The following is a 25,438-nucleotide window of genomic DNA, read 5'->3' as shown; positions in this document are numbered from 1 at the left end:
GCCGCACCGTGCCCGCCGGGCGGATTCCCGTTCGCCTGCCCGGCCGGGAGCGCGTCCGGCACACTGACCTGACCGCCAGCCGAAGGGACCACGCCCCGGTGTTCTACCACTTGCTCAAGCACGTGCTGCTCGGTCCGCTGCTGCGGCTGCTGTTCCGGCCGCGCATCGAGGGACTGGAGAACATCCCGCCGGAGGGGGCCGCGATCATCGCGGGCAACCACCTGTCCTTCTCAGACCACTTCCTGATGCCCGCGATCCTCAAGCGTCGGATCACGTTCCTCGCGAAGGCGGAGTACTTCACCGGTCCCGGGGTGAAGGGGCGGCTGACCGCGTTCTTCTTCCGCAGCGCCGGGCAGATCCCGGTGGACCGGTCGGGCAAGGACGCCGGGCAGGCCGCGCTGCGCGAGGGACTGGGGGTGCTGGCCAAGGGCGAGCTGCTGGGCATCTACCCGGAGGGCACCCGCTCGCACGACGGACGGCTTTACAAGGGCAAGGTGGGTGTGGCCGCCATGGCGCTCGGGGCCCGGGTACCCGTCGTGCCGTGCGCGATGCTCGGCACCTTCGAGATTCAGCCGCCCGGGCAGAAGATCCCGAAGATCCGGCGGGTGACGATCCGCTTCGGCCGACCGATGGACTTCTCGCGCTACGCCGGGCTGGAGGGTGAACGGGCCGTGCTGCGGGCCGTCACCGACGAGATCATGTACGCCGTCCTCCAACTGTCCGGCCAGGAGTACGTCGACCGGTACGCCGCCGAGGTCAAGGCGGAGGAGGAGGAAGCACGGAAGAAGGCCCGGCGCAAGACGCGCTGAGCCTTCTCCCGTGCAGTGCGGTGGTGCTCGTAGTGCTTGTTGTGCTGCGCTCGCGGTACCGCTGCACCGCTGTACCGCGTTACGCCACTGCAGGCCCTAGCGAACGGCCGGCAGGTCCTCCAGCGCGGGGAGGTCGGATGCCGGGGCCTTGGCCAGCGACTTCGCGGTGGCCGGGGCTGCGGCCGGGGCGACCGGAGCGGCGTGCGGGCCGCACGTCACGTCCTGGGCGTCGACCTTGCCGGACAGCAGGTAGGCGTCCACCCGGGTGTTGATGCAGGGGTTCACGAGGCTGGTGACACCGTGCGAGCCGGCACCCTGCTCCGTGATCAGACGCGATCCGGCGAGACGGCGGTGCAGCTCGACGCCACCCTCGTACGGCGTGGCCGCGTCACGCTCGGACTGGACGATCAGCACCGGCGCCAGACCGTACTTGGCACCGACCGCGATCGGCTTGCTCTGCTTGGACTTCCAGGTCGCGCAGGGCAGGTTCATCCACGCGTTGGACCAGGTCAGGAAGGGGTACTGCTCGTGCAGCTTGGTGTTGTCCGCGTCCCACTTGGTCCAGCTGGTGGGCCACTTGGCGTCGGCGCACTCGACCGCGGTGTAGACGGCGTTGCCGTTCTCCGAGGCGATGTTGCCCTGGATGTCGGACATGTCCGGGGCAATGGCGTCGATCAGGGGCTGCTCGTTACCGGCCACGTAGGCGCTGAACGCCTGCGCGACGGGGACCCAGGAGGAGTCGTAGTACGGGGCGCCCTGGAAGAAGCCGATGAGCTCGGCCGGGCCGACGACGCCGCCGAGCGGGTTGGCCTTGGCCTTGGCGCGCAGCTCCTGCCACTTGGCCTCGACCTTGGCGCGGGTGTCGCCGATGTGGAAGACGGCGTCGTTCTTGGCGACCCAGTCCTGCCAGTCGTTCCAGCGCATCTGGAAGGCGACGTCCTGGCCGAGGTTCGCCTCGTACCAGATGTTGTCCTGCGCCGGGTTGACCACGCTGTCGACGATCATGCGGCGCACGTGGGTCGGGAACAGGGTCGCGTAGACCCCGCCGATGTAGGTGCCGTACGAGACGCCGATGAAGTTCAGCTTCTTCTCGCCGAGGGCGGCGCGGATGACGTCCAGGTCGCGGGCGATGTTCGGCGTCGTCATGTACGGCAGCATCTCGCCGCTGCGCTCCTTGCAGCCGTCCGCGTACTCCGCGGCGAGCTTGCGCTGGGCGCTCTTGTCGGCCTCGGTGTCCGGGACCGGGTCGGCCTTGGGAGCCTTGACGAACTCCTGCGGGTCGATGCACGAGATGGGCGCCGAGTGGCCGACACCGCGGGGGTCGAAGCCCACGAAGTCGTACGCCTTGGAGGTGTTCACCCACAGCGGGGACTTGGTGGTGACGCGGCGCGGGAAGCGCATCCCGGAGCCGCCGGGGCCACCCGGGTTGTAGAGGAGCGCGCCCTGGCGCTCCTGCTTGGTGCCGGTGCTGACGGCGCGGTCGACCGCGAGGTCAATGGTCTTGCCGAACGGCTTGGCGTAGTCGAGCGGGACCTTGACCCAGCCGCACTGGATGGGGGCCGCGTAGCCCCAGTCGGCAGGACAGTCCTTCCACTCGATCCCGGTACGGGCGGCACGGGCGGCGGCCAGCTGGACGCCCAGCGCCTCCGGGAGCGGGGTGTTGTGACTGGAAGAGGCCGCAGCCGCCGGCGGGGCCAGCAGCAGGCTCGCGGCCAGCGCTCCGGTGATCAGAGTGGCAGCGCTCCCCAGCGCTGCAGTGCGTATCACGTGGTTGTTCCCCCTGCGTCGGACCCGGCCGGTAAGGGCCGGGTCGGTCGGGTTCGATCGGTCGATGCAGGTGGATCCTTTCGCTTGACCTGCACCTGGCAACAGAGCAAGGTCACGTTCTTTGCCAACCCGATAACCGGAAAGGCGTGTACCGCTGAGCGGTGTCCACTTCGTCCCAGGTTCGCTCCGCGCTCACCGGCCGTACGTCCGACACGCCGCGTCGAGCAGCTCCCGCAGCCGCAGCGCATCGGGCGCCAGAACTGTCACGAGGACGGCCGGACCGGCCAGTGGAGTGACCACGGCGAACTCCCCCAGCACCGCGGCGGCGGGCGCGGATGCGGCGAAGTCCGGGTCCACGACCAGGAGCTGACCCAGCGCCCGGTGTCCCGCGAGCCCTGCCGGACCGTCCCAACCACCGGGCGCACCCGGTCCGCAGGCGAGCTCCTGGTCCAGCAGCGGGCGCCCGCCCCGGGTGACGGCGAGGCGGCTGCGCAGCAGGCCGGGCCCCTCCCCCGTCCGGCCGAGCACCTGCTCCTCGCGCAGCACCAGCCGGGCCGCAGGAGCGAGTTCGACGCGGGTGTGCACCCGCAGGTCACTGCCGCGCACCGAGACCAGCGGCTCCGGCAGCCACCGCACCACCGAGTCCCCGGCCAGCGTCAGCCGTACGTCGTACCGCGCGGGCTCACCCGTGCGGCCGGGCAGGGCCAGGGTGGCCGCCGCCGAGGTCAGGGCCAACCGGGCCCCGGGACCGGCGGAGGCCTCCACCGTGAGGTGGTCACCGCCGAGCGGGGCGCTCATCGCACCGACCAGCACCACGCCGGCCTCCGCCTCCCTGCCCCGGGTGCGGCGCAGCGCGAGCGGCCCCTGCCCGGCCAGCAGCGGCAGGGCGGTACCGCCGCGTCCGTCGGCGACGGCCGCGATCTTGGCGGTGGCCCGTACGCCGGCCGGAGCCGGGGCGGGCGGTGCGACGGGGGGCGCACCGGTCGCCGTAGGACTCACCGGGCGGCCCAGGCCGCGATCCGCTCGCGCACCCACGCAGCCACCGGGGCGATGCCGTCCTCGGCGCGCAGGGACTGGAAGGCGACGGGGAGTTCACCGCGCTGTTCGGCTGCGTCGCGGGCCATCCGGTCCAGGTCGGAGCCCACGTACGGGGCGAGGTCGGTCTTGTTCACGACGAGCAGGTCGGCGGTGGTGACGCCGGGGCCGCCCTTGCGCGGGATGTCGTCGCCACCGGCCACGTCGATGACGAAGATCTGGGCGTCGACGAGGCCGCGGGAGAAGGTGGCGGTGAGGTTGTCGCCGCCCGACTCGACGAGGATCAGGTCGAGCGGGGCGATCTGCTGGAAGGCCTCTTCCAGCTCCTCCACCGCTTCCAGGTTGGCGGAGATGTCGTCGCGGATGGCGGTGTGCGGGCAGGCGCCGGTCTCCACGGCACTGATCCGCTCGGGCGGCAGGACGGCTTCGCGGAGCAGGAACTCCGCGTCCTCCCGCGTGTAGATGTCGTTGGTGACGACGGCCATGGACAGTTCGGCGCGCAGGGCGCGGCAGAGCGCGGCGACGGTGGCCGTCTTGCCGGAACCGACGGGTCCGCCGAGGCCGATGCGCAGGGCGCGACGCGAACCGTCCGCCCGTACCGGCTCGGCACTGTGGGTGTGGCGCTGGGGGAAGGTCACACCGTGGTCGAGGTGCATGGGGGGTCTCCTGTACTTCGTGGAGGGGGTCAGGACGCGAACAGCCGGACCGCCCAGTCGGCGTGGATCTCCGCTGCGATCTCCAGCAGCGGCGAGGAGGCCGCCGGCAGGGCGTCAGGGCCTTCCGACAGGGCCCGCCGGGCGGCGCGTACGGCCCGGTCGCAGACGACGTCGATCTCGGGAGCGAGCCGGGCCAGGACTCCGCTCGCCTCGAAGGGGTCCAGGCCGAGCAGCCGTACCGTCGCGCTCGCCGGCCCGCTGACGCCCTCGTACGCCGCCACGTGCGCGGCATCGAGCGGCCCGAGTCCGGCCGCCCTCGCGGTCACTCCGAGCACCACTGGCTGGTGCGCCCCGCGCGGGAAGGCGGCGGCCAGCGCTTCGAGTTCGGCGGCGGGCCAGGTGGCCCGGGCGGCCCTCAGCAACTGGCGGCCCTGCCGCCGCGCCGCGGTGCGCAGCGCGGGCGACGGGGTCCGGGCGTCGGCGGCGGCGTCGAGGGCCTCCGGGTCGAGCCCAAGGGCTGCGGCGGCTGCCAGTCCGGCGGCGACGAGCCCGGCCGTGTGGAGCCGGCCGCGGCAGAACTCCTGCAAGGTGGCGGCGTCGTGGATGCGACCCGCCTTGCAGGCGGCTTCGGCCCCGCCCGAGTGGGCGTGGCCGCCGGCGGGAAAGCGGCCGTCGGCGAGCACGAGCAGTGCGGCGCGGCTCACCGGAGTGCGCCCTTCGCAGGCGGCCACACCGCAAGGGGCCGGTTCAAAACAGGAAGTATCTCTGTGCCATGGGCAGTTCCACCGCGGGCGCGGGCTCCACGACCTCCCCGTCGATGGTGACGGTGAAGGTGTCCGCGTCGACCTCGACCCTCGGCATCGCGTCGTTGTTGCGCATGTCCGTCTTGCTCACCGTGCGGGTGCTCTCGATGGCCACGAACGGCTTGTCGAGCCCCAGCCGTTCGGGCAGTCCGTCGTCGAGTGCGGCGCGGGCGGTGAAGTTGACCGAGTTCAGCCCGGGGGCCCGGCCGCGGCTGCCGAACATCGGTCGGGGCAGCACCGGCTGCGGGGTGGGGATGGAGGCGTTCGCGTCGCCCATCTGGGCGTAGGCGATCTGGCCGCCCTTGATGACCAGCTCGGGCTTGACCCCGAAGAAGGCGGGCGTCCAGAGCACCAGGTCGGCGAGCTTGCCGGTCTCGATCGAGCCGATCTCGCGGGCGAGCCCCTGGGCGACGGCGGGGTTGACGGTGTACTTCGCGACGTAGCGGCGGACGCGCTGGTTGTCGGCGGGGCCGTCGCCGGCCAGGAAGCCGCGCCGCTTCTTCATCACGTGGGCCGTCTGCCAGGTGCGCATCACGACCTCGCCGACGCGGCCCATGGCCTGCGAGTCGGAGGAGATGATCGAGATGGCCCCGAGGTCGTGCAGGACGTCCTCGGCGGCGATGGTCGAGGGCCGGATCCGCGACTCGGCGAAGGCGAGGTCCTCGGGGACGGCCGGGTTGAGGTGGTGGCAGACCATCAGCATGTCGAGGTGTTCCTCGATCGTGTTGACGGTGTGCGGCCGGGTCGGGTTGGTGGAGCTGGGCAGGACGTTCGGCTCGGAGACCACGGTGATGATGTCGGGCGCGTGGCCGCCGCCCGCGCCCTCGGTGTGGTACGAGTGGATGGTCCGGCCTGCGATGGCGGCGAGGGTGTCTCCGACGAATCCGGCCTCGTTGAGGGTGTCGGTGTGGATGGCGACCTGGGCGCCGGTCTCGTCGGCCACGCTCAGGCAGGCGTCGATCACGGCGGGGGTGGCCCCCCAGTCCTCGTGGATCTTGAAGCCGAGTGCGCCGCCGCGCAGTTGGGAGTGCATGGCCTCGCGGGACATCGTGTTGCCCTTGCCGAGCAGGCCGATGTTGACGGGATAGGCCTCCAGCGCCGCGAACATCCGGGCCATGTGCCAGGGTCCGGGGGTGACGGTGGTGGCCTTGGTGCCCTCGGCGGGTCCGGTGCCGCCGCCGACGAGGGTGGTGATGCCGGAGGCGAGGGCCTCCTCGATGACGGTCGGGGAGATGAAGTGCACGTGGGCGTCGATGGCGCCGGCCGTGACGATCTTCCCGTTGCCCGCGATGATCTCGGTCTCGGGGCCGATGACGAGGGTGGGCTCCACCCCGTCCATGGTGTCGGGGTTGCCGGCCTTGCCGATCCCGCAGATCCGGCCGTCGCGGATGCCGACGTCGGCCTTGACGATGCCCCAGTGGTCGAGGACGACGACACCGGTGATGACCGTGTCGGGGGCCCCCTCGGCGCACGTGGTGCGGGCCTGCCCCATGGACTCGCGGATCACCTTGCCGCCGCCGAACACGGCTTCGTCGCCGGAACGTCCGGGTCCGCCGGCGAGGTCCTGCTCGATCTCGATGAAGAGGTCGGTGTCGGCCAGGCGGATCCGGTCACCGACGGTCGGCCCGAAGAGGTCGGCATACGTCCTGCGGTCGAGCTCAGCCATCGAGCGGCCCTCCGGTCTCCCCGCGCAGACCGGGTACGGTGCGCAGCCCGCGCAGCGGTACGAGTTCCACGGCGACCGGGATGCCCGGCTCGAAGCGTACGGCGGTGCCGGCGGCGATGTTGAGCCGGAGACCGCGGGCTGCCGGGCGGTCGAAGGCGAGGCCGGGGTTGGCTTCGGCGAAGTGGTAGTGGGATCCGACCTGCACGGGCCGGTCGGCGGCGTTGAGCACGGTGAGGCGGGTGACGGGGCGGCCCTCGTTGAGGCGCACCGGACCGTCCCCGTAGACGATTTCGCCGGGGATCATGCGGGTACTCCCCTTCAGACGATCGGGTCGTGGACGGTGACGAGCTTCGTGCCGTCCGGGAAGGTCGCTTCGACCTGGACGTCGTGGATCATCTCGGGGATCCCCTCCATCACTTCTGCACGGCTGAGCACGGTGCGGCCGGTGATCATGAGCTCCGCCACGGTCCGCCCGTCACGGGCCCCTTCGAGGATGTGCGAAGTGATCAGGGCCACCGCCTCGGGGTGGTTGAGCAGAACCCCGCGCGCCCTTCGCCTCTCGGCCACGTCGGCGGCCACGTGGATGAGCAGTCTCTCCTGCTCGTGCGGTGTCAGTTGCACTCGTATCACCAAGCTTCCAGGACAAGATCACGTTCGCGCCGAGCCGACCCTAGGTGCTTTCAACGCTTTGTTGACCTGCATGTATCCGAGCCAAGCGTGTCTTGCCTCATCGCAGGTAAAGGCTTTCCGTTCCGAGCACCGCTCCTTTGCCCGCTGATGGGTGATCATTGACGGTAGACCTCGGCCGCCACGCTAGGGGTCGCGTTTTTCCGCCGCGTTAACCCACGTTTCGGGAAGGCGCCCGGTTCGACTCCGGTGCCGCCCGCGGCCGGTTTCCGTATACGGCCCCCTTTTCCGCATACGGCCCCTTCCCCCGGCCACCGCCGGGCGGACCCGCCATGGAGGAGACGCATGTTCCTCAATCCCGTCCGCCACATCACCTTCGATGCCCTCGACCCCTACGGCGTCGCCGCGTTCTGGTCCGGTGTGACCGGCTTCCCGATCCACCCGGACGACGCGGAAGGTGACGACGAGATCCTGTTGGACGCGGGCCAGCCCGGTGTCCCGGGTCTGCTCTTCATCCGGGTACCGGAGTCCAAAACCGTGAAGAACCGCGTCCACTTGGATATCCAGCCGCCCACGGGAACCCGTGACGAGACCGTCGAGCGGCTGATCGGTCTCGGGGCGAGGCTGGTGGACGACCGCCGCCGGGAGGACGGAACCGGATGGGTGGTGCTCGCCGATCCGGAGGGCAACGAGCTGTGCATCGAGCGCGGCGCCGCGGAGCGCGGTCAGGGCTGAGCGGGGCTCAACAGCCGGTGGCGCGCCGCACCGGAGTCCCCGCGGGCCAGGGAAGGGCGATCCACACGGTCTTGCCGCCGTCCTCGGTGGGGCTGACCGAGAGCCGGCCACCCGCCTCCGCGGTGAGCCAGCGGATGATGACCATCCCCCGGCCGTTGTCCTGCTGGACGGCGGCCGGGAGGCGCCGGGGCCAACGCGGGTGGCTGTCGGTCACCCCGACGCGCAGCCACTCCCCGCGTTCGAGGCGGACGTCGACGGTGAAGGTGGGCGATTGCCCGAAGGTGTGCTGCACGGCGTTGGTGGCGAGTTCCGAGACGATCAGCCGGACGCTGTCGGCGGTGTCGGCCTCGTCGGACATTCCCCATTCGCAGAGCACCTCCGCCACGTAGCGGCGGGCAGCGGCGACCGAGGCGGGATCGCTCGGCAGAGTGATGGACGCTTCCTGGTGATCTGCCATGGCGACGATCCCTTTCCCACCGGGGCGAAACCGCCCCGGATACGTGCTGGACGCCAGAGTGCACCCATCTTCCTGCCGGTGCTGCCGTTCACCCAAGATATGCATATATCTGTCGCTCAATGCGGTGAACTCTGCTACGGAAGAGCGTATTTGGACGGCAGACTGGTGCGAGCTGTGCCGGTGGAAGGAGGCGGGTGTGCAGCACGGTCCCGCGGTGCGTCGGCGCAAACTCGGCGAGGAACTGCGCGCGCTGCGCGACCGGACCGGACTCACCAGTGGTGAGGCGGCCCGGATCGCGGGGTGGCACCAGTCGAAAATCAGCCGCATCGAAACCGGACGCAGTGGCGTCAAACCGGAGGACATCCACCTCCTCCTGGACGTCTACGGGGAGGTCGTGAGCCCCGAGCAGCGGGCCTTACTGGAGGCCCTGTTGGCCTCGGCGTCCGCCCCCGGGCCGGACGCCGACACCGGGAGGGGCCGCCAGTGGTGGCACGACTACCGCGGACTGCTACCGCAGGAGTACCGGGACTTCATCAGCCTCGAAGCGGGAGCCCGCTCCGCGCGCACCGTGGAACTCTCGGTAGTTCCGGGGCTGTTGCAGACCGCCGAGTACGCGAGGGCGGTGACCCGGGCCGCGCTGGGCGGCCTGCCGGAGCCGAAGGTCGATGCGCTGGTCGACGTACGGCTGGCGCGGCAGTCGGTACTGCGAGCCGATCCGCCGCTGGAGTTGAGCGCCGTACTGGACGAGGCGGTGCTGCGGCGGCAGATCGGGGGACCCGGGGTGATGGCGGCGCAGTTGCGACACCTGGTGCGAGTGGCACGGCTGCCCCAAGTGCGTTTGCAGGTATTGCCGTTCAGCGTGGGGGGTCATCTCGGCCTGACCGGACCGTTCGTCATCTTCTCATTTCCGGACATCGCCGATCTGGATGTGGTGGTACTCGACCATTTGACGAGTAGCCTCTATCTGGAGCGGAAGGAAGACCTCGAGGCGTACAGCGCCGCATTCCGCACCATCCAGGCGCACGCCCTCCCGCCCCAGGACTCGTCGGATCTCATCAGCTCACTCGCTGACGACGCGTAAGGAGGCACCCCCGTGTCCGCAACCCCCCTCACCACCAGCGGACTCCTGATCAGAGCGCGGTGGCGGCGGAGCAGCCGCAGCACCGGAATGAACAACTGCGTGGAAACGGCCGTCCTCGGCGGCGGCCTGCTCGCCGTCCGCGACTCCAAGCGGACGGCCGGCCCGGCCGTACTCTTCACCGGGCCGGCCTGGGACGGCTTCCTCGCATCCGTGAGGGCGGACGTGTCCGCGTGACGCCCTAGCGGGCCGTGGCTCCGGCCGGAGCGGTCCGCAGGATCGTCTCGACGGCCCGATCGATCTCGTCCCCCGTGAGATCGGCCCGCGCGGTCAGGCGGAGCCGGGAAATGCCGTCCGGCACGGACGGCGGCCGGAAGCACCCCACGGACAGACCTGCCTCGCGGCAGTCGGCGGCCCAGCGCAGTGCCGCCGAAGCCGACGGGGCTCGCACCGACACCACGGCCGCGTCCGGCCGGGCCGCGGTCAGGCCGGACGCGGTGAGCCGCCCGTACAGCCGGTCGGCCACCTCGCGGGCCCGGCCGGCACGCTCCGGTTCCCGCTCCAGCAGGCGCAGGCTCGCCAGCGCCGCTCCCACGGCGGCCGGCGCCAGCCCGGTGTCGAAGATGAAGGTCCGCGCCGTGTTGACGAGGTGGCGGATCACCTTGGCCGGGCCGAGCACGGCTCCCCCCTGGCTGCCCATCGACTTCGAGAGCGTGAGCGTGGCCACCACCCCGGGCGCGCCCGCGAGTCCCGCGGCGTGCAGGGCTCCCCGGCCGCCCTCCCCCAGCACGCCCAGCCCGTGGGCGTCGTCCACGAGCAGGGCCGCACCCTCCTCCCGGCAGGCGTCCGCGTACCCGGCGAGCGGGGCGGCGTCCCCGTCCACGGAGAACACCGAGTCGCTGACCAGCAGTGCGCGGCCCTCGTGCGTGGCGAGGGTCTTGCGCGCGGCCTCCGGGTCCGCGTGGGGGATCACGGCGGTCCCGGCGCGGGAGAGCCGGCAGCCGTCGACGATCGAGGCGTGGTTGCCGGCGTCGGAGACGACCAGGGTGCCCCGGTCGCTGAGCGCGGTGACGGCCGCCAGGTTGGCCGCGTACCCGGAGGACAGGACGAGCGCGGCCTCGAAACCGCAGAAGGTGGCCAGTTCCCGTTCGAGCTCCGCATGAAGCTCGGTCGTACCGGTCACCAGCCGCGATCCAGTGGCTCCCGCGCCCCACCGCTCGGCCGCCTCGCACGCGCCGCGCACGGTCTCGGGGTGCCGGGACAGACCGAGGTAGTCGTTGCTCGCGAGGTCCAGCAGCGTGGAGGACGCCGGGCGGGGGCGCAGCGTCCGGACGAGTCCGGCCTGCTCACGGGCCCGCTCCGCGTTGTCGATCCAGGCGAACACGTCAGCGGGATCGGGGCTGTGCTGGGGCATCGGCGGTTCCTCGCGTTTTGTCGGCTGTCCACAGGCGTGCCTGACCCTAACGGCCGCGACTTGAGTGCCAGGTGTGGTGATACACACACTCCGTTCCGGCCATGTTGTGCGATCTCTCCTTGGCCGGGAGTGGTCGTGTGGTCCAGGATCGGCGTCATGGACCTGCTGAACACCCTGGTGGACAAGGGGCTGCGGCGCGAGCTGCCGACCCGCGAAGAGGCGCTCGCCGTGCTGGCGACCTCTGACGACGAACTGCTCGACGTGGTGGCTGCGGCCGGCAAGGTGCGCCGCCAGTGGTTCGGGCGTCGGGTCAAGCTGAACTACCTGGTCAACCTGAAGTCCGGGCTCTGCCCGGAGGACTGCTCCTACTGCTCCCAGCGACTGGGGTCGAAGGCGGAGATCCTCAAGTACACGTGGCTCAAGCCGGAGGAGGCCTCCCAGGCCGCCGCGGCCGGGGTCGCGGGCGGCGCGAAGCGCGTGTGCCTGGTGGCGAGCGGGCGCGGCCCGACGGACCGTGACGTGGAGCGGGTCGGCAAGACGATCGAGGCGATCAAGGAGCAGAACGAGGGCGTCGAGGTCTGTGCCTGCCTCGGCCTGCTCTCCGACGGCCAGGCCGAGCGCCTGAAGGACGCGGGTGCCGACGCGTACAACCACAACCTCAACACCTCCGAGGCGACGTACGGCCAGATCACCAAGACCCACACCTACGCGGACCGGGTCGACACCGTGCAGAAGGCCCACGCGGCGGGACTGTCCGCCTGCTCCGGCCTGATCGCGGGCATGGGCGAGAGCGACGAGGACCTGGTCGACGTCGTCTACTCGCTGCGCGAGTTGGACCCCGACTCGGTGCCGGTCAACTTCCTGATCCCGTTCGAGGGCACCCCGCTGGCCAAGGAGTGGAACCTCACCCCGCAGCGCTGCCTGCGGATCCTGGCGATGGTGAGGTTCGTCTGCCCCGACATCGAGGTCCGGCTCGCCGGCGGGCGCGAGGTGCACCTGCGCACCATGCAGCCGCTGGCCCTGCACCTGGTCAACTCGATCTTCCTCGGCGACTACCTCACCAGTGAGGGCCAGGCCGGCCAGGCCGACCTCGACATGATCGCGGACGCCGGCTTCGAGGTGGAGGGCGCGGGTACGACGACCCTGCCCGCGCACCGCTCGGACGCGGCGGCCACGGCGGCCACGGGCGCGGCGGCCCACGGGCCGTGCGGCTCCTCGGCGGCGGACGCGGGCTGCGGCTCGGCGTGCGGGGGCTGCTCGGGCCACGAACACGAGGCCGCAACCGCCCAGGCGCAGGCGCAGGCGCAGGCGCAGGCGGGCGAGGTGCGCTCGGACCTGGTGGCGGTCCGTCGTCGGGGCGCGGGAACGGACCTCGCCCCCAATGCCTGACCTGCACCACTCGCTGCCGGCCACCGAGCTCCTCGCGCTGGACCGGCAGCACGTCTGGCACCCGTACGGTCCGATGCCCGGGCGGCAGGAGCCGCTGGTCGTCTCCTCCGCCTCGGGCGTCCGGCTGCGGCTGGCCGAGCCCGCGCAGGGGCAGGCGGAGCTGGTCGACGGCATGTCGTCCTGGTGGTCGGCGATCCACGGGTACAACCACCCGGCGCTGAACGAGGCCGCGACCGAGCAACTCGGCCGTATGTCACACGTGATGTTCGGCGGGCTCACCCACGAGCCCGCCGTCCGCCTGGCCGCCCGACTGGTCGAGATCACCCCGCCCGGCCTGGAGCACGTCTTCCTCGCCGACTCCGGCTCGGTCTCCGTCGAGGTCGCCGTCAAGATGTGCCTCCAGTACTGGCGCTCCATCGGGCGACCCGGCAAGACCAGGCTCCTCACCTGGCGCGGCGGCTACCACGGGGACACCTGGACGCCGATGGGCGTCTGCGACCCCGAGGGCGGCATGCACGAACTCTGGTCGGGCATCCTCCCGCGCCAGGTGTTCGCCGACGTCCCGCCGAGCGGCTTCGACGCGCCCGTGGACCCGGCGTACGTGGACCACCTGCGCTCCCTGGTCTCCGCGCACGCGGACGAACTGGCCGCGGTGATCGTGGAACCGGTGGTCCAGGGCGCGGGGGGCATGCGCTTCCATCACCCCGGCTACCTGCGGGCGCTGCGCGAACTGTGCGACGAGTACGACGTCCTGCTCGTCCTGGACGAGATCGCGACGGGCTTCGGCCGCACCGGCGCCCTGTTCGCGGCGGACCACGCCGGGATCACGCCGGACGTGATGTGCCTGGGCAAGTCCCTGACCGGCGGCTACCTCACCCTGGCGGCCACCCTCTGCACGGAGCGGATCGCAGCCGGGATCTCGCAGGGCGAGGTACCTGTGCTGGCCCACGGACCGACCTTCATGGGCAACCCGCTCGCCACCGCCGTGGCACTGGCCTCGATCGACCTGCTCCTCGGCCAGGACTGGCAGGGCGAGGTCAAGCGCATCGAGGCGGGCCTCCTGGAGGGCCTGGCACCGGCGCGGGACCTGCCCGGTGTCCGGGACGTACGCGTCCTGGGCGCCATCGGCGTGGTCCAACTGACCCACCCGGTGGACATGGCGGCGGCGACGCGGGCAGCGGTCCGGGAGGGCGTCTGGCTGCGCCCGTTCCGGGACCTGGTCTACACGATGCCGCCGTTCGTCACGGGTGACGCCGACGTGGCCCGCATCTGCCGCGCGGTGTGCGCGGCGGCGGCGGAGGCCTGACATGACCGTACTCATGGTCTCGGGCACCGGCACGGAGATCGGCAAGACGGTGGTCACCTCGGCGATCGCGGCGGCCGCGGTGGCGTCGGGCCGCTCGGTGGCCGTCCTCAAGCCCGCGCAGACGGGCGTGGACGCGACGGAACCGGGCGACGCGGCGGAAGCGGCCCGCCTGGCGGGCCCCACCGTCACGGCCGTCGAACTGGCCCGCTACCCGGAGCCGTTGGCCCCTGACACGGCGGCCCGCCGCTCGGGCCTGCCCACGGTCTCACCGACCGCCGTCGCGGAAGCCGCGAGCCGGCTCGCCCGGTCCCACGACCTGGTCCTGGTGGAGGGCGCGGGCGGCCTCCTGGTCCGCTTCGACGAAGCGGGCCACACCCTGGCCGACGCGGCCCGCCTGCTGGACGCACCGGTCCTGGTGGTCGCTCCGGCAGCCCTCGGGACACTGAACTCCACGACCCTGACGGCGGAGGCCCTGCGGGCCCGGGGGGTGGAGGCCCTGGGCGTGGTCATCGGCAGCTGGCCGGCGGAGCCGGACCTGGCCTCCCGCTGCAACCTGGCGGACCTGCCCTCGTCCGCCGGAATACCCCTGCTGGGCGCGATCCCGGAAGCCTCGGGGTCCCTCCTTCCGGAATCCTTCCGCAAGGCGGCGCCCAGTTGGCTGGCCCCGTCCCTGTCGGGGACCTGGTGCCCGGATTCCTTCCTACGGCGCTGGCCCGCCTGACGCACGGGAACGGCTGCACGGCCCCGGCGGCGGAAGCGGAAGTCGCCGCCGGGCCGGGCCGTCCCCGTGGGGGTGAGCCCCCGACGAGGCACCGCACGAGACGGGACGGGACGGCACCGCACTAGACGGGACCGCACCGCACCGCACCGCACCGGGGATGCATCGGCCCGACGCGGGGAGACTGACGGTATGCGTACGCGTACGTCGTCCGGGAGGCCCCCATGCCGCTGCGCCACCCCGCAAGCCCCCGCCCGCACCCCCTATTCGCCCGCGTCTACGCCCGCGCCAGCACGCTGGCGGAGCGGCAACCCGCCCTCCCCGCCCTCCGCCGGGAGCTCCTCCACGGCGTGACCGGCCGGGTGATCGAGATCGGCGCGGGCAACGGGCTGAACTTCGCCCACTACCCCCGCGCGGTCTCCGAAGTGGTCGCCGTGGAACCGGAACGCAGCCTGCGCAGGCTCGCGACCGACGCCGCCCTCCGCTCCGAGGTCCCCGTCGACGTGGTGCCCGGCTTCGCCGAGGCCCTCCCCGTCAAGAGCGAGGCCTTCGACGCCGCCGTCGCCTGCCTCGTGCTGTGCTCCGTGCGGGACCTGCCCCGCTCGCTCGCGGAGCTGCACCGCGTGCTGCGCCCCGACGCCGAGCTCCGCTTCTTCGAGCACGGTCGCGCGCCCACCCCTGCCATGGCGGCTTTCCAGCGGACGTTGGACCGGACCGTGTGGCCCCACCTCTTCGGCGGGTGCCACACCTTCCGGGACCCCGTCGCCGCGATCAGGGCCGCAGGTTTCCGGAGCGTCTCGTACCGCACTTTCCGGCTGCCCGAGAGCGGACCGGCGTTCCCCACCTCGTACTGCGTGATCGGCTCGGCCCGCCGCGCTCCCGGATAGGTCTCAGCCCCCCAGCGGTTTGACCCAGCGCGTCCAATGGTGCTCGGGGTGGTACCCGGCGGCGTCCCACGCGCCGTGCGCCCGCTCGTTCCGGTTGAGGACCATCGCGTCCGCACGCCGCCCACCGAGTGCCACGAAACGTTCCTCCGCAGCCGCCAGCAACGCCGACCCGATGCCCTGACGGCGGTGTGCCGGGTGGACCGCGAGCCGGTAGAGGTGGCAGCGCCAGCCGTCGAACCCGGCGATCACGGTCCCGACGAGCTCGCCGTCGCGCCGGGCGAGGAGCAGCGCGTGCGGATCGCGGGCGAGGAGCTGCTCGACCCCGGCCGGGTCGTCGCTGATACTCGTCCCCTCGGCAGCGGTCGTCCAGAAGTCCAGCACGGTGGTGAGGTCGCAGGCCGACGCAGGACCGACGTGAAGATCGTTCATGCCCGGATCCCACCATCCGGGCGCGTTCCGCCAAAAGGATGATCCGCGCCCTTTGCTCTTCCTTTACCATGTGGATAGTAGTTCCCATCGGACCGTTCCCAGCAGTGAAAGGTGTGAGCCTCCGCCCATGGGCGAGCCCCCGAGTACTCGACACCGCGCGATCCCCCGCCTCCTGGCCGATCATGGGACGGAGGTGACCGTTCGATGACCGAAGTGCTCCTACTCGTCGTGGCGCTGCTGCTCTGTGTTGCCTGTGGAGCCTTCGTTGCGGCTGAGTTCTCGCTGACCACGGTCGAGCGCAGCGAGCTCGAACGAGCGGTCGAGCGCGGTGAGCGCGGGGCCGAGAGCGCCTTGACGGCCGTCCGCAGTCTGACGTTCCAGCTCTCCGGTGCCCAGCTCGGCATCACCGCGACCGGCCTGGTCATCGGCATGATCTCCAAGCCCTCGATCGCCGCTCTGCTCCAGGGTCCCTTCGAGGCGATGGGGCTGTCGGCCGGAGCGGCCTCCTCCACCGCCCTGGTCCTGGGTACCGCGCTGTCGACCGTCGTCCTGATGGTCGTCGGCGAGCTGGTGCCGAAGAACTGGGCGATCTCCTCCCCGCTGGCCGTCGCCAAGCGGGTCGCCTCGATGCAACGGCTGTTCAGCCGGGCCTTCCGGCCGTTCATCAGCCACCTGAACAGCACGGCGAACCACATGGTGCGACGGTTCGGCATGGAGCCCGCCGAGGAACTGGCCTCCGCACGCACCCCGCAGGAGCTGGTGGCGCTGGCCCGGCACTCCGCCAAGGCGGGTGCACTGGAGAAGGACACCGCTGAGCGGTTCATGCGAACCCTGAACCTGGCCGACCTGACGGCCGAGAACGTCATGACACCGCGGGTCCAGGTGACCGCACTCGACGTGCAGACCACCGCAGAGGACGTGGCGAACGCGACGCTCGCGACCGGCCTGTCGCGCTTCCCCGTCTACCGGGGCAGCCTCGACACCGTCGTCGGCACGGTCCACGTCAAGGACGTGCTGGCACTGCCCGCCGAGGAACGTCACCGCCGCTCCGTCTCCCAACTGCTGCGCGAGCCGCTGCTCGTACCGGAGTCGCTGACCGTGGACCGACTGCTGGACCTGCTGTCCGGCAAGCAGACGATGGCCGTGGTGATCGACGAGTACGGCGGCACGGCCGGCGTGGTGACCCTGGAAGACATCGTCGAGGAAGTCGTCGGCGAGGTGCGCGACGAGCACGACCCGCACGAGACCCCGGACCTGGCCCCGGCGGGTACGGACGCCTCCGGGCGCCGGCTCTACTCCGCCGACGGTGCCGCGCGCACCGACCAGCTGGAACGGATCGGCCTGCGCGTACCGGACGGCCCGTACGAGACCCTCGCCGGGCTGATAGCGACCGAGCTGGGCCGGATCCCGGCCGTCGGCGACAGCATGGAGCTGGGTGGTTGGCGGATCGACGTGGTGGACGCCAGCGGACGACGGGCGGCGCGGGTGCTGCTGCACGCGCCGGCCGAACCGTCGCAGGGCGAGGGCGGGGAGGCAGCCCGATGACGCTGGTCCAATTGCTGATCGGCCTGGCGACCCTGGTCGTGAACGCCTTCTTCGTCGGCGCGGAGTTCGCACTGATCTCGGTCCGGCGCAGCCAGATCGAGCCGTACGCCGAACGGGGCGATCGGCGGGGCCGCTCCGTGCTGTGGGGGCTGGAGCACGTGTCGGCGCTGATGGCGGCGGCGCAGCTGGGCATCACGCTGTGCACGCTGGTCCTGGGCGTGGTGGCCGAACCGGCCATCGCACATCTCCTGACCCCGCTGTTCGACCTCTTCGGAGTGCCCGCCGGGCTGACGCACGCGATCTCCTTCGCCGTGGCGCTGGCCCTGGCGACGTACCTGCACATGCTCTTCGGCGAGATGCTGCCGAAGAACGTGGCGTTGTCCGAGCCCGTGCGCACCGCACTGCTCCTGGGCCCCCCGCTGGTGACCCTGACCCGGGCCCTGAAGCCGGTGATCTTCATGATCAACGCCTTCGCCAGTGCCCTGCTGCGGCTGCTGCGGGTGGAGGTGAAGGACGAGGTCTCCGCGACCTTCACGGACGACGAGCTGGCACGGATCGTCAAGGACTCCAGCGAGGCGGGGCTGATCGACGGCCGGGCGAGCGAGCGGCTGCACGACGCCCTGGAGCTGGGCAGGCGGCCCGTGAAGGACGTGGTGCTGCCGTCGGACCGGGTCGTGGTGGCCCAGGAGGGCATCACCCCGGCGGGGCTCGAACGACTGTCGGCCGCGTCGGGGTACTCCCGCTTCCCCGTGATCGACGCACAGCACAGGATCCTCGGCTACCTGCACGTCAAGGACGCCCTGGATGCGGACGGGCCCGAGCGGACCCAGCCGTTCCCGGTGTCCGCGCTGCGGGCGATCGCCCAGGTGCGGGCGGAGACCCCGCTGGACGACGTGCTGACGGCGATGCGGCGCAGTCGGACGCACCTGGCGGCGGTGCTCGGCCCGGATGCGGCGATGACGGGCCTGGTGACGATGGAGGACGTGCTGCGCGAACTCTTCGGGAGGCCGGCCTCCACCTGACGCGCCCGCCCCGGGAAGGGTCCCGGCCCCGCAGGGTCGGGGTACCGCGCGGTAACATCGCTCCGCCATGGAGATGAATGCGACCTACACCAGTTTCGTCGCGGTCGGCGACTCCTTCACCGAAGGAATGTCCGATCTGCTGCCGGACGGCTCCTACCGGGGCTGGGCCGACCTGCTGGCCGCCCGCCTCGCGGCGCGAGAGCCCGGCTTCCGGTATGCGAACCTCGCCGTCCGCGGAAAGCTGATCGGCCAGATCGCCGCGGACCAGGCCCCGGTGGCGGCGTCGATGCGCGCCGACATCGTGACGCTGGTGGGCGGCCTGAACGACGCCCTGCGCCCCAAGGTGGACATGGGGCGGGTACGCGGCCACCTGGAAGAGTCCGTCGCACTGCTGGCCCCTTCCTGCAAGACGCTGGTGCTGATGCGCTCGCCGGGGCGCAACGGACCGGTGATGGAGCGCTTCCGGCCGCGCATGGAGGAACTCTTCGCCATCATCGAGGAGCTCTCCGCACGGCACGGAGCTCTCGTGGTGGACCTGTACGGGGCCGCCGTACTCGGCGACCCCCGCATGTGGGACGTGGACCGGCTGCACCTGACCGCCGAGGGCCACCGCCGGGTGGCGGAGGCGGTCTGGCAGGCACTGGGCCTGCCGCCCGAGCAGGACTGGCGAACCGAGCTTCCGCCCGCGGTGGCACCGGGCTGGGCCGTGCGCCGCTCCCAGGACCTGAGCTTCGCGCGGCAGCACCTGCTGCCCTGGGTCGGCCGCCGTCTGACGGGCCGCTCGTCCGGGGACGGCCGACCGGCCAAGCGCCCGGAGCTGCTCCCGTACGAGGCCGCTTCGGGCGAGCGGCTCTCGTAGCAAGGCACAATCTGGGGCGGGGTCCCTACCTGCGTAAACGCACAGCGGCGGCACAAGTAGAATCCCTACACGTGACAGCCAAGCCCCGCATCCCCAATGTCCTGGCCGGCCGCTACGCCTCCGCGGAGCTCGCCGTCCTGTGGTCCCCCGAGTACAAGGTGACGCTGGAGCGGCGGCTGTGGCTCGCCGTGCTGCGCGCCCAGAAGGACCTCGGCATCGAGGTCCCGGACGCCGCCCTCGCCGACTACGAGCGCGTCTTGGAGACCGTCGACCTCGCCTCCATCGCCGAGCGCGAGAAGGTCACCCGGCACGACGTGAAGGCCCGGATCGAGGAGTTCAACGCCCTCGCCGGCCACGAGCACGTCCACAAGGGCATGACCTCCCGCGACCTGACCGAGAACGTCGAGCAGCTGCAGATCCGGCTCTCCCTGGAGCTGGCCCGCGACCGCACCGTGGCCGTGCTCGCCCGCCTCGGCAAGCTGGCCGGCGAGCACGCCGAGCTGGTCATGGCCGGCCGCTCCCACAACGTCGCCGCGCAGGCGACGACCCTGGGCAAGCGCTTCGCCACCGCGGCCGACGAACTGCTGGTCGCGTACGACCGCCTGGAGAACCTGCTCGGCCGCTACCCGCTGCGCGGGATCAAGGGCCCGGTCGGCACCGCCCAGGACATGCTCGACCTGCTGGGCGGGGACGCCGCCAAGCTCGCCGAGCTGGAGCAGCGGATCGCCGCCCACCTCGGCTTCGCCCAGGCCTTCACCTCGGTCGGCCAGGTCTACCCGCGCTCGCTCGACTACGACGTGGTCACCGCCCTGGTGCAGCTGGCCGCCGCCCCCTCGTCCATCGCGAAGACGATCCGCCTGATGGCCGGCCACGAGCTGGTCACCGAGGGCTTCAAGCCCGGCCAGGTCGGCTCCTCTGCGATGCCGCACAAGATGAACACCCGCTCCTGCGAGCGCGTCAACGGCCTGATGGTCATCCTGCGCGGCTATGCCTCGATGACCGGCGAGCTCGCCGGCGACCAGTGGAACGAGGGCGACGTCTCCTGTTCCGTGGTCCGCCGGGTGGCCCTGCCCGACGCGTTCTTCGCCTTCGACGGCCTGCTGGAGACCTTCCTGACGGTCCTCGACGAGTTCGGCGCCTTCCCTGCGGTCGTGGCCCGCGAGCTGGACCGCTACCTGCCGTTCCTCGCGACCACCAAGGTCCTGATGGGCGCGGTGCGGGCCGGTGTCGGTCGCGAGGCCGCCCACGAGGTCATCAAGGAGCACGCGGTGGCCTCCGCGCTCGCCATGCGCGAGCAGGGCGCCGAGCGCAACGAACTGCTCGACAAGCTGGCCGCCGACGAGCGGATGCCCCTGGACCGGGCGCAGCTCGACGCACTGATGGCCGACAAGCTGTCCTTCACGGGCGCCGCCGGTGACCAGGTCGCCGTCGTCGTCTCCCGCATCGAGGACATCGCCAAGCAGCACCCGGAGGCCGCCGGGTACACGCCGGGGTCGATCCTCTGACCCCCGACGAGCTGAGCGCCGCCCGCGACCACGTCCTCCCGGACGTGGTCGCGGGCGGTCTGCGTGTGCTGTTCTGCGGGATCAATCCGGGCCTCCTCTCCGCTGCTACGGGCCATCACTTCGCCCGCCCCGGCAACCGCTTCTGGCCCGTCCTACACCTGTCCGGCTTCACCCCGCGCCGCATGGATCCGGCGGAACAGGAAGAGTTGCTGACCTACCGGCTCGGCATCACCAACGTCGTCGCCCGTGCCACGGCCCGGGCCGACGAGCTGAGCGCCGAGGAGTTCCGCGAGGGCGGCCGGATACTGACGGCCAAGGTGGAACGGCTGCGCCCGCAGTGGCTGGCGGTTGTCGGGATCACCGCCTACCGCACCGCCTTCGGCGAGCGAAAGGCGCAGATCGGCCCCCAGGACCGGACCATCGGCTCCACCCGCATCTGGGCGCTCCCGAACCCCAGCGGTCTCAACGCCCACTGGACCGCCGAGACCATGGCCCAGGAATTCGCCCGCCTCCGCGCCGCCGCCGAGTTGGCTCCCGAGGCCACTCCCTAAGCCTAGGGCGGGTCGATCACGGTCACCGCAGCCATCAGCTGCGGCGAGTGGTCGGCCCCCCACCGGGCCTCGTAGACAGCGATCCAGCGGTCTTCGGCTCGCCAAAGGTGCAGGTGGTCGGCGGTGCCGCCGATCTCCCGCCACGGCTGGGGCATCTCTTCCGCCTCCGCGCGCAGCTTCAGGCTGTGGAGGGTGAACACGTCCGGTCTGCCCCAGCGCTCCTGAAGCCGGTGGATCAGTGCCTCGTACTCGGCGGACACCTGGTCCTCGTACGCCACTCGGTCGGCCGCGTCCTCGTCCCCGTACCACCGGCTCCCGCCCAGCTCCGCGAGGTGGTAGCCGGGCCCGCTGGTGCCCACTTCGGACCTCCCCCAGACCTCGGGGAAGTCACGCGCTCGGAGCCGGTCGATCGTGTCGAGATGCTCTGCCGTGGTCATGCCGTCAGTATCCCGGCGACCACTGACAACTGGCTCGGCGTCACGCGTCGCGCCGGCGCACCGCTATCCAGCCGCAGATCAGTGCAGCCGTCGCCCACAGGGCCGTCACACCCAGCCCGGTCCAGGGGCCGAGGTCGCCGGGCATCTCCAGGCGCATCACCAGCTGACCGGCCCGGTCCGGCAGGAACTGGGCCACGCCTCCTGCTGTCGCCCCGATGACGAACGACACCATCAGCACGAAGGGTATGAGCAAGCTCAGGACGGCTGTTGCGCTGCGCAGCACCGCAGTCAGTCCGGCCGCGAACAATGCCATGAGCATGAGGTACAGGCCGCTACCGAAGACGGCCCGGAAGGTCCCGGGACTGCCCAGTTCGATGGCGTACGGCCCCATGAACGCCTGGCCCGCGACGAAGGTGACGAGACCGGTGATCTGCCCCATCAGCAAGGCGAGTCCGCCGACCATCGCGATCTTCGACAGGTAGAACCGGGTGCGGTCGGGCACCGCAGTCAGGGACGTGCGCAGCGCGCCGTTGTGGAATTCCGACGACAGCGCCGTCGCGCCGAAGGCGATGGCGGCGACCTGCCCGAAGTTGATGCCGTAGAACGCGGCGAGGAGCGGGTCATCGCCCATGCTGCCGGCTTCGGCCCGGCCGATCGCGGCAGCCGTCAGCGTCTGGATCCCGGCGGTCGCGACGAGGATGGCTATCAGCGCCCCGAAGGTACCCCGCAGGGACCTTATCTTGATCCATTCCGAGTGGAGGACGGGGACGGTGGGCAGAGCGGTGCTCATGGCGAAGTCTCCTGTGAGGGTGGAAGTGAGTCAGCGGGTCGCAGTGAACTGGGCGTGCTCGGAGGTGAGTTCCAGATAGGCCTGTTCCAATGAGGCTCGCTCGTCGGAGAGTTCGAGCACGGGAATGCCCTCCCGGGCAGCCAAATCGCCGAGTTGCTCGGCCTGTATGCCGTCAACGGTCCAGCGCCCGTCCTCGGCGGACACCATCTCGAAGCCGTCCCCGGCCAGGGCCGACCGCATCCGGATCGGGTCGGAGGTACGCAGCCGCACCCTGGGCGTACTGCGGGCGTCGATGAACTCCTCCACCGAGGTGTCGGCCAGTAGCTTCCCCCGGCCCAGCACGACCAGGTGGTCGGCGAGCGCCGCGGTCTCGGACATCAGATGGCTGGATACCAGGACCGTGCGCCCTTCGGCGGCCAGGTCGCGCATCAGCTCACGGATCCAGATGATGCCCTCGGGGTCGAGACCGTTGGTCGGCTCGTCCAGCAGGAGCACGCCGGGGTCGCCCAGCAGGGCGGCGGCTATGCCGAGGCGCTGGCGCATGCCGAGCGAGAAGGTCTTGATCCGCCGCTTGGCGGCCGAGGCTATCCCTGCCTGTTCCAGCACCTCTTCCACCCGGCGCGTCGGGATGCGGTTGCCTGCAGCGAGAAACCGGAGGTGGTCCCGGGCGGTACGCCCGCCATGGGCCGACTGTGCGTCCAGGAGGGCGCCGACCCGATGGAGCGGGTCGGGAAGGTCGGTGAAGCGCGATCCGTCGATGGTGGCCGTCCCGGACGTGACCCGGTCAAGGCCCAGCAGCAGGCGCATCGTCGTGGACTTCCCGGCGCCGTTCGGGCCGAGGAACCCCGTGACCCGCCCGGGCAGGACATCAAAGGTGAGGCGGTCCACGGCCCGGGTACGGCCGTATTCCTTCGTCAGTTCTCGGATCTCGATGCTGTTCATGGCTCAAGATTCGCCGGACGCCCCACCCTCTTCCCTCCCCCGTGCGAGGGTGCCGTCTCCCCCACGTGGGGGAGACGGCCGTGGGGCGGGCGCTGCCACCATGGAGACATGTACCGACTGCTCCGAGCTCCGTTCCAACCGGTGACCTACTCACGCTGGGTGCATCTGTGTGTGCCCGTGCTGATGCTGGCCGTCTGGATGTTCATAGAGCCGGAGGCTCCGTGGGTACCGCTGCTGATCGTCATACCGCTGGGACTGATGCCCTGGATGCGACTGGCCGAGGGACTGCAGGCACAATTCCTCCTCACCCCGCACGACCAGGACTCCGCCGATGGTGGTATCACCACGGTCAAATCCACACGGTGGAGCGACCGGTGGCGGACCCTCCTGTGGTTGGAGATACGGCTCGCCGTCTCGATCGCCGCCCTGTTCGCGACGGTGTGGTTGCCGGTCATCACCGTCGAGCTCGTTGCGACCGCGCTCGGGAAGCCCGGCGGTACGGACGTCACGTTGCCCTTCGCTCCCCCGCCCTGGGCGGCCGCGCTGCTCGCGCCGTTGCCGTTGGTCCTGCTCATCGTCATCGTCGTGCTGCTCGGCGAGCTGATCACCACGATCGCCCGCCGGCTGCTGGGGCCTTCGGCCGGTGAGCGGGTGAGTGCGCTGGAGGCCCGCACCGAGCAGTTGCTGGAGCGGACCCGTATCGCCCGGGAGCTGCACGATACGATCGGGCACGCGCTGACGGTGGCCGTGGTGCAGGCGGGGGCGGCGCGGGCCGCCGCCGACCCGGAGTTCACCGAACGGGCGCTGAGCGCGATCGAGGACACGGGCCGCGCTGCCTTGGAGGACCTGGAACGCGTGCTGCTCGTGCTGCGCGAGTCGACGCAATCGCCTTCGCAACGACCGACGTTGGCTGAGGCGGACAGGTTGTTGGAGTCGGCTCGGGCCTCCGGCTCCGCCGTGGACGCACAACTGACCGGACCCCTGGAGCAGTTGCCCGGGCCGGTAGCCCGGGAGGGGTACCGGATCCTGCAAGAGGCGCTCACCAACGTGCTGCGGCACTGCGGTCCGGTGCCCGTCAAAGTCCGCGTGGAGATGGCCGTAGGGAGGCTGGACCTGGAGGTGACGAACCCGTTGCCGGAGCGTCCCAACGTCATGGCGGGCGGTGGGAGCGGGCTGCGCGGGATGCGGGAGCGGGCCGCGCTACTCGGCGGAGAGGCCGAGACCGGGCCGTTCGAGGGCAGTTGGAGAGTGCGCGCGCGACTTCCGCTGGAGCGAATACGCTGACCGGATGCCGGTTACCGTACTGCTCGTCGATGACGAACCCCTGGTGCGCGCGGGTTTGCGTGCCGTTCTGGATGCCCAGCCCGACATCGAAGTGGTGGGTGAGGCGGCCGACGGCGCCTCGGTCGTCCCGCTCGTGCGGCAGCTGAGGCCGGACGTCGTCGCCATGGACGTGCGGATGCCGTTGCTCGACGGGATCGAGGCGACCCGGGCCGTGCTGCGGACCGTGGACTCCCCGCCGAAGATCCTGGTGGTGACCACGTTCGAGAACGACGAGTACGTCTACCAGGCACTGCGGGCCGGGGCGGACGGGTTCCTACTGAAACGGGCCCGCCCTGCCGAGATCGTGCACGCGGTGCGGTTGGTGGCGGAGGGGGAGACCCTGCTGTTCCCCGCGGCCGTGCGGGCCTTGGCCGCGGAGTACGGGAACCGGCAGGCGCGGGCGGTGCTGGAGCGGGCCGCGCTGACCGAGCGGGAGGAGGCGGTACTGCGGCTGATGACGCGAGGGTTGACCAACGTCGAGATCGCCCGCGAGTTGATCGTCGGCACGGAGACGGTGAAGTCACACGTGAGCGCGATTCTGGGCAAGCTGGGGGCACGCGACCGGACCCAGGCCGTCATCACGGCGTACGAGTCGGGATTCGTCACCCCAGCCTGAGAGGAGCGGCAGGTTCCGGCCGATGGGGGGCTGGTTCTCGCCGCAGCACCTGGGGCGCAGTACGATCCGGCA

At 71.3% G+C, this 25,438-nt stretch carries 28 protein-coding genes; 15 read left to right on the top strand and 13 right to left on the bottom strand.

Annotation, left to right across the window (positions count from 1 at the left end; all coding sequences use genetic code 11):
- The first annotated feature begins 98 nt into the window (after window positions 1-98).
- Window positions 99-809: a lysophospholipid acyltransferase family protein gene (locus ABZZ20_RS00515; protein WP_356865184.1), complete on the top strand. Its 711-nt coding sequence runs from the start codon at window positions 99-101 to the stop codon at window positions 807-809.
- A 96-nt stretch (window positions 810-905) separates the two neighbouring features.
- Here the strand turns inward: ABZZ20_RS00515 and ABZZ20_RS00510 are convergent, their stop codons facing one another.
- From ABZZ20_RS00510 to ABZZ20_RS00480, 7 genes are all read right to left on the bottom strand, one after another.
- Window positions 906-2,576 (bottom strand): alpha/beta hydrolase, encoded by a 1,671-nt coding sequence (locus ABZZ20_RS00510; protein ID WP_356865182.1) that lies wholly within the window; start codon window positions 2,574-2,576, stop codon window positions 906-908.
- A 192-nt stretch (window positions 2,577-2,768) separates the two neighbouring features.
- Window positions 2,769-3,575, bottom strand: a complete 807-nt coding sequence (locus ABZZ20_RS00505; protein WP_356865180.1) for an urease accessory protein UreD — start codon at window positions 3,573-3,575, stop codon at window positions 2,769-2,771.
- Window positions 3,572-4,267, bottom strand: coding sequence for an urease accessory protein UreG (ureG, locus tag ABZZ20_RS00500; protein WP_356865178.1), 696 nt, complete (start codon window positions 4,265-4,267; stop codon window positions 3,572-3,574). Before ureG ends, ABZZ20_RS00505 begins: the two co-directional genes overlap by 4 nt.
- Window positions 4,268-4,296: 29 nt before the next feature.
- Window positions 4,297-4,971 (bottom strand): urease accessory UreF family protein, encoded by a 675-nt coding sequence (locus ABZZ20_RS00495; RefSeq protein WP_356865176.1) that lies wholly within the window; start codon window positions 4,969-4,971, stop codon window positions 4,297-4,299.
- 43 nt (window positions 4,972-5,014) lie between these two features.
- A complete protein-coding gene (locus ABZZ20_RS00490) occupies window positions 5,015-6,736 on the bottom strand; it encodes an urease subunit alpha (RefSeq protein WP_356865174.1) in 1,722 nt (573 codons plus the stop codon).
- On the bottom strand, window positions 6,729-7,040 hold the full coding sequence (locus ABZZ20_RS00485) for an urease subunit beta (RefSeq protein ID WP_356865172.1): 312 nt from the start codon (window positions 7,038-7,040) through the stop codon (window positions 6,729-6,731). Before ABZZ20_RS00485 ends, ABZZ20_RS00490 begins: the two co-directional genes overlap by 8 nt.
- Before the next feature lie 14 nt (window positions 7,041-7,054).
- Window positions 7,055-7,357 (bottom strand): urease subunit gamma, encoded by a 303-nt coding sequence (locus ABZZ20_RS00480; RefSeq protein WP_356866093.1) that lies wholly within the window; start codon window positions 7,355-7,357, stop codon window positions 7,055-7,057.
- A gap of 351 nt (window positions 7,358-7,708) precedes the next feature.
- On the opposite strand from ABZZ20_RS00480, the gene ABZZ20_RS00475 reads away from it, so the two are divergent.
- On the top strand, window positions 7,709-8,098 hold the full coding sequence (locus ABZZ20_RS00475) for a VOC family protein (RefSeq protein ID WP_356865170.1): 390 nt from the start codon (window positions 7,709-7,711) through the stop codon (window positions 8,096-8,098).
- Between the two features lie 7 nt (window positions 8,099-8,105).
- Here the strand turns inward: ABZZ20_RS00475 and ABZZ20_RS00470 are convergent, their stop codons facing one another.
- A complete protein-coding gene (locus ABZZ20_RS00470) occupies window positions 8,106-8,555 on the bottom strand; it encodes an ATP-binding protein (protein WP_356865168.1) in 450 nt (149 codons plus the stop codon).
- A gap of 196 nt (window positions 8,556-8,751) precedes the next feature.
- Between ABZZ20_RS00470 and ABZZ20_RS00465 the strand changes: the two genes are divergently transcribed.
- Window positions 8,752-9,636 carry a helix-turn-helix transcriptional regulator gene (locus tag ABZZ20_RS00465; RefSeq protein WP_356865166.1) on the top strand — a complete coding sequence of 295 codons (885 nt, stop codon included), beginning with the start codon at window positions 8,752-8,754 and terminating at the stop codon, window positions 9,634-9,636.
- A gap of 12 nt (window positions 9,637-9,648) precedes the next feature.
- Window positions 9,649-9,870 carry a DUF397 domain-containing protein gene (locus ABZZ20_RS00460; protein ID WP_356865164.1) on the top strand — a complete coding sequence of 74 codons (222 nt, stop codon included), beginning with the start codon at window positions 9,649-9,651 and terminating at the stop codon, window positions 9,868-9,870.
- A gap of 4 nt (window positions 9,871-9,874) precedes the next feature.
- On the opposite strand, the gene ABZZ20_RS00455 is transcribed toward ABZZ20_RS00460, so the two are convergent.
- Window positions 9,875-11,047, bottom strand: coding sequence for an 8-amino-7-oxononanoate synthase (locus tag ABZZ20_RS00455; protein ID WP_356865162.1), 1,173 nt, complete (start codon window positions 11,045-11,047; stop codon window positions 9,875-9,877).
- Window positions 11,048-11,203: 156 nt separating this feature from the next.
- Between ABZZ20_RS00455 and bioB the strand changes: the two genes are divergently transcribed.
- The 4 genes from bioB to ABZZ20_RS00435 all read left to right on the top strand — a co-directional run bounded on the left by bioB (window position 11,204) and on the right by ABZZ20_RS00435 (window position 15,347).
- A complete protein-coding gene (gene bioB / locus ABZZ20_RS00450) occupies window positions 11,204-12,436 on the top strand; it encodes a biotin synthase BioB (protein ID WP_356865160.1) in 1,233 nt (410 codons plus the stop codon).
- Window positions 12,429-13,742, top strand: a complete 1,314-nt coding sequence (locus ABZZ20_RS00445) for an adenosylmethionine--8-amino-7-oxononanoate transaminase (RefSeq protein ID WP_356865158.1) — start codon at window positions 12,429-12,431, stop codon at window positions 13,740-13,742. The genes bioB and ABZZ20_RS00445 overlap by 8 nt, the downstream gene beginning before the upstream one ends.
- 1 nt (window position 13,743) lies before the next feature.
- Window positions 13,744-14,463 (top strand): dethiobiotin synthase, encoded by a 720-nt coding sequence (bioD, locus tag ABZZ20_RS00440; RefSeq protein WP_356865156.1) that lies wholly within the window; start codon window positions 13,744-13,746, stop codon window positions 14,461-14,463.
- A gap of 221 nt (window positions 14,464-14,684) precedes the next feature.
- A complete protein-coding gene (locus ABZZ20_RS00435; RefSeq protein WP_356865154.1) occupies window positions 14,685-15,347 on the top strand; it encodes a class I SAM-dependent methyltransferase in 663 nt (220 codons plus the stop codon).
- A 3-nt stretch (window positions 15,348-15,350) separates the two neighbouring features.
- Here ABZZ20_RS00435 and ABZZ20_RS00430 read toward each other — a convergent pair whose 3' ends face one another.
- Complete coding sequence (locus ABZZ20_RS00430; protein ID WP_356865152.1) at window positions 15,351-15,776, bottom strand: GNAT family N-acetyltransferase; 426 nt, start codon at window positions 15,774-15,776, stop codon at window positions 15,351-15,353.
- A 204-nt stretch (window positions 15,777-15,980) separates the two neighbouring features.
- On the opposite strand from ABZZ20_RS00430, the gene ABZZ20_RS00425 reads away from it, so the two are divergent.
- From ABZZ20_RS00425 to mug, 5 genes are all read left to right on the top strand, one after another.
- Complete coding sequence (locus tag ABZZ20_RS00425) at window positions 15,981-17,321, top strand: hemolysin family protein (protein ID WP_356865150.1); 1,341 nt, start codon at window positions 15,981-15,983, stop codon at window positions 17,319-17,321.
- Window positions 17,318-18,343 (top strand): hemolysin family protein, encoded by a 1,026-nt coding sequence (locus ABZZ20_RS00420; RefSeq protein WP_356865148.1) that lies wholly within the window; start codon window positions 17,318-17,320, stop codon window positions 18,341-18,343. Before ABZZ20_RS00425 ends, ABZZ20_RS00420 begins: the two co-directional genes overlap by 4 nt.
- Window positions 18,344-18,410: 67 nt before the next feature.
- On the top strand, window positions 18,411-19,202 hold the full coding sequence (locus tag ABZZ20_RS00415) for an SGNH/GDSL hydrolase family protein (protein WP_356865146.1): 792 nt from the start codon (window positions 18,411-18,413) through the stop codon (window positions 19,200-19,202).
- A gap of 71 nt (window positions 19,203-19,273) precedes the next feature.
- Window positions 19,274-20,707, top strand: a complete 1,434-nt coding sequence (purB, locus tag ABZZ20_RS00410) for an adenylosuccinate lyase (RefSeq protein ID WP_356865144.1) — start codon at window positions 19,274-19,276, stop codon at window positions 20,705-20,707.
- On the top strand, window positions 20,704-21,258 hold the full coding sequence (gene mug, locus ABZZ20_RS00405; protein WP_356866091.1) for a G/U mismatch-specific DNA glycosylase: 555 nt from the start codon (window positions 20,704-20,706) through the stop codon (window positions 21,256-21,258). Before purB ends, mug begins: the two co-directional genes overlap by 4 nt.
- 2 nt (window positions 21,259-21,260) lie before the next feature.
- On the opposite strand, the gene ABZZ20_RS00400 is transcribed toward mug, so the two are convergent.
- From ABZZ20_RS00400 to ABZZ20_RS00390, 3 genes are read right to left on the bottom strand one after another with little or no spacing between them, the layout of a single operon-like run.
- Complete coding sequence (locus tag ABZZ20_RS00400) at window positions 21,261-21,695, bottom strand: hypothetical protein (RefSeq protein WP_356865142.1); 435 nt, start codon at window positions 21,693-21,695, stop codon at window positions 21,261-21,263.
- A gap of 40 nt (window positions 21,696-21,735) precedes the next feature.
- The gene (locus tag ABZZ20_RS00395; RefSeq protein ID WP_356865140.1) at window positions 21,736-22,485 is read right to left on the bottom strand and encodes an ABC transporter permease subunit; all 750 of its coding nucleotides are present in this window, start codon (window positions 22,483-22,485) and stop codon (window positions 21,736-21,738) included.
- Window positions 22,486-22,515: 30 nt separating this feature from the next.
- Window positions 22,516-23,427 (bottom strand): ATP-binding cassette domain-containing protein, encoded by a 912-nt coding sequence (locus tag ABZZ20_RS00390; protein ID WP_356865138.1) that lies wholly within the window; start codon window positions 23,425-23,427, stop codon window positions 22,516-22,518.
- 108 nt (window positions 23,428-23,535) lie between these two features.
- On the opposite strand from ABZZ20_RS00390, the gene ABZZ20_RS00385 reads away from it, so the two are divergent.
- Window positions 23,536-24,711 carry a histidine kinase gene (locus tag ABZZ20_RS00385; RefSeq protein ID WP_356865136.1) on the top strand — a complete coding sequence of 392 codons (1,176 nt, stop codon included), beginning with the start codon at window positions 23,536-23,538 and terminating at the stop codon, window positions 24,709-24,711.
- Between the two features lie 4 nt (window positions 24,712-24,715).
- Window positions 24,716-25,366, top strand: a complete 651-nt coding sequence (locus tag ABZZ20_RS00380) for a response regulator transcription factor (RefSeq protein ID WP_356865135.1) — start codon at window positions 24,716-24,718, stop codon at window positions 25,364-25,366.
- Window positions 25,367-25,438 lie beyond the last annotated feature (72 nt).

Source organism: Streptomyces sp. NPDC006430 (assembly GCF_040612395.1).
In the GTDB taxonomy this organism is placed as follows: domain Bacteria; phylum Actinomycetota; class Actinomycetes; order Streptomycetales; family Streptomycetaceae; genus Streptomyces.
Note: the sequence above shows the minus strand (reverse complement) of the source record. Positions and strands in the feature narration are given on the sequence as shown.

Bases quoted from the DNA above. Each gene is read 5' to 3' on its own strand.
- ureG (WP_356865178.1), bottom strand. From the start codon at position 4,267: ATGCACCTCGACCACGGTGTGACCTTCCCCCAGCGCCACACCCACAGT.
- ABZZ20_RS00490 (WP_356865174.1), bottom strand. From the start codon at position 6,736: ATGGCTGAGCTCGACCGCAGGACGTATGCCGACCTCTTCGGGCCGACC.
- ABZZ20_RS00485 (WP_356865172.1), bottom strand. From the start codon at position 7,040: ATGATCCCCGGCGAAATCGTCTACGGGGACGGTCCGGTGCGCCTCAAC.
- ABZZ20_RS00475 (WP_356865170.1), top strand. From the start codon at position 7,709: ATGTTCCTCAATCCCGTCCGCCACATCACCTTCGATGCCCTCGACCCC.
- ABZZ20_RS00470 (WP_356865168.1), bottom strand. From the start codon at position 8,555: ATGGCAGATCACCAGGAAGCGTCCATCACTCTGCCGAGCGATCCCGCC.
- ABZZ20_RS00455 (WP_356865162.1), bottom strand. From the start codon at position 11,047: ATGCCCCAGCACAGCCCCGATCCCGCTGACGTGTTCGCCTGGATCGAC.
- bioB (WP_356865160.1), top strand. From the start codon at position 11,204: ATGGACCTGCTGAACACCCTGGTGGACAAGGGGCTGCGGCGCGAGCTG.
- ABZZ20_RS00445 (WP_356865158.1), top strand. From the start codon at position 12,429: ATGCCTGACCTGCACCACTCGCTGCCGGCCACCGAGCTCCTCGCGCTG.
- bioD (WP_356865156.1), top strand. From the start codon at position 13,744: ATGACCGTACTCATGGTCTCGGGCACCGGCACGGAGATCGGCAAGACG.
- ABZZ20_RS00435 (WP_356865154.1), top strand. From the start codon at position 14,685: ATGCCGCTGCGCCACCCCGCAAGCCCCCGCCCGCACCCCCTATTCGCC.
- ABZZ20_RS00430 (WP_356865152.1), bottom strand. From the start codon at position 15,776: ATGAACGATCTTCACGTCGGTCCTGCGTCGGCCTGCGACCTCACCACC.
- ABZZ20_RS00425 (WP_356865150.1), top strand. From the start codon at position 15,981: ATGACCGAAGTGCTCCTACTCGTCGTGGCGCTGCTGCTCTGTGTTGCC.
- ABZZ20_RS00420 (WP_356865148.1), top strand. From the start codon at position 17,318: ATGACGCTGGTCCAATTGCTGATCGGCCTGGCGACCCTGGTCGTGAAC.
- ABZZ20_RS00415 (WP_356865146.1), top strand. From the start codon at position 18,411: ATGGAGATGAATGCGACCTACACCAGTTTCGTCGCGGTCGGCGACTCC.
- ABZZ20_RS00400 (WP_356865142.1), bottom strand. From the start codon at position 21,695: ATGACCACGGCAGAGCATCTCGACACGATCGACCGGCTCCGAGCGCGT.
- ABZZ20_RS00395 (WP_356865140.1), bottom strand. From the start codon at position 22,485: ATGAGCACCGCTCTGCCCACCGTCCCCGTCCTCCACTCGGAATGGATC.
- ABZZ20_RS00390 (WP_356865138.1), bottom strand. From the start codon at position 23,427: ATGAACAGCATCGAGATCCGAGAACTGACGAAGGAATACGGCCGTACC.
- ABZZ20_RS00385 (WP_356865136.1), top strand. From the start codon at position 23,536: ATGTACCGACTGCTCCGAGCTCCGTTCCAACCGGTGACCTACTCACGC.
- ABZZ20_RS00380 (WP_356865135.1), top strand. From the start codon at position 24,716: ATGCCGGTTACCGTACTGCTCGTCGATGACGAACCCCTGGTGCGCGCG.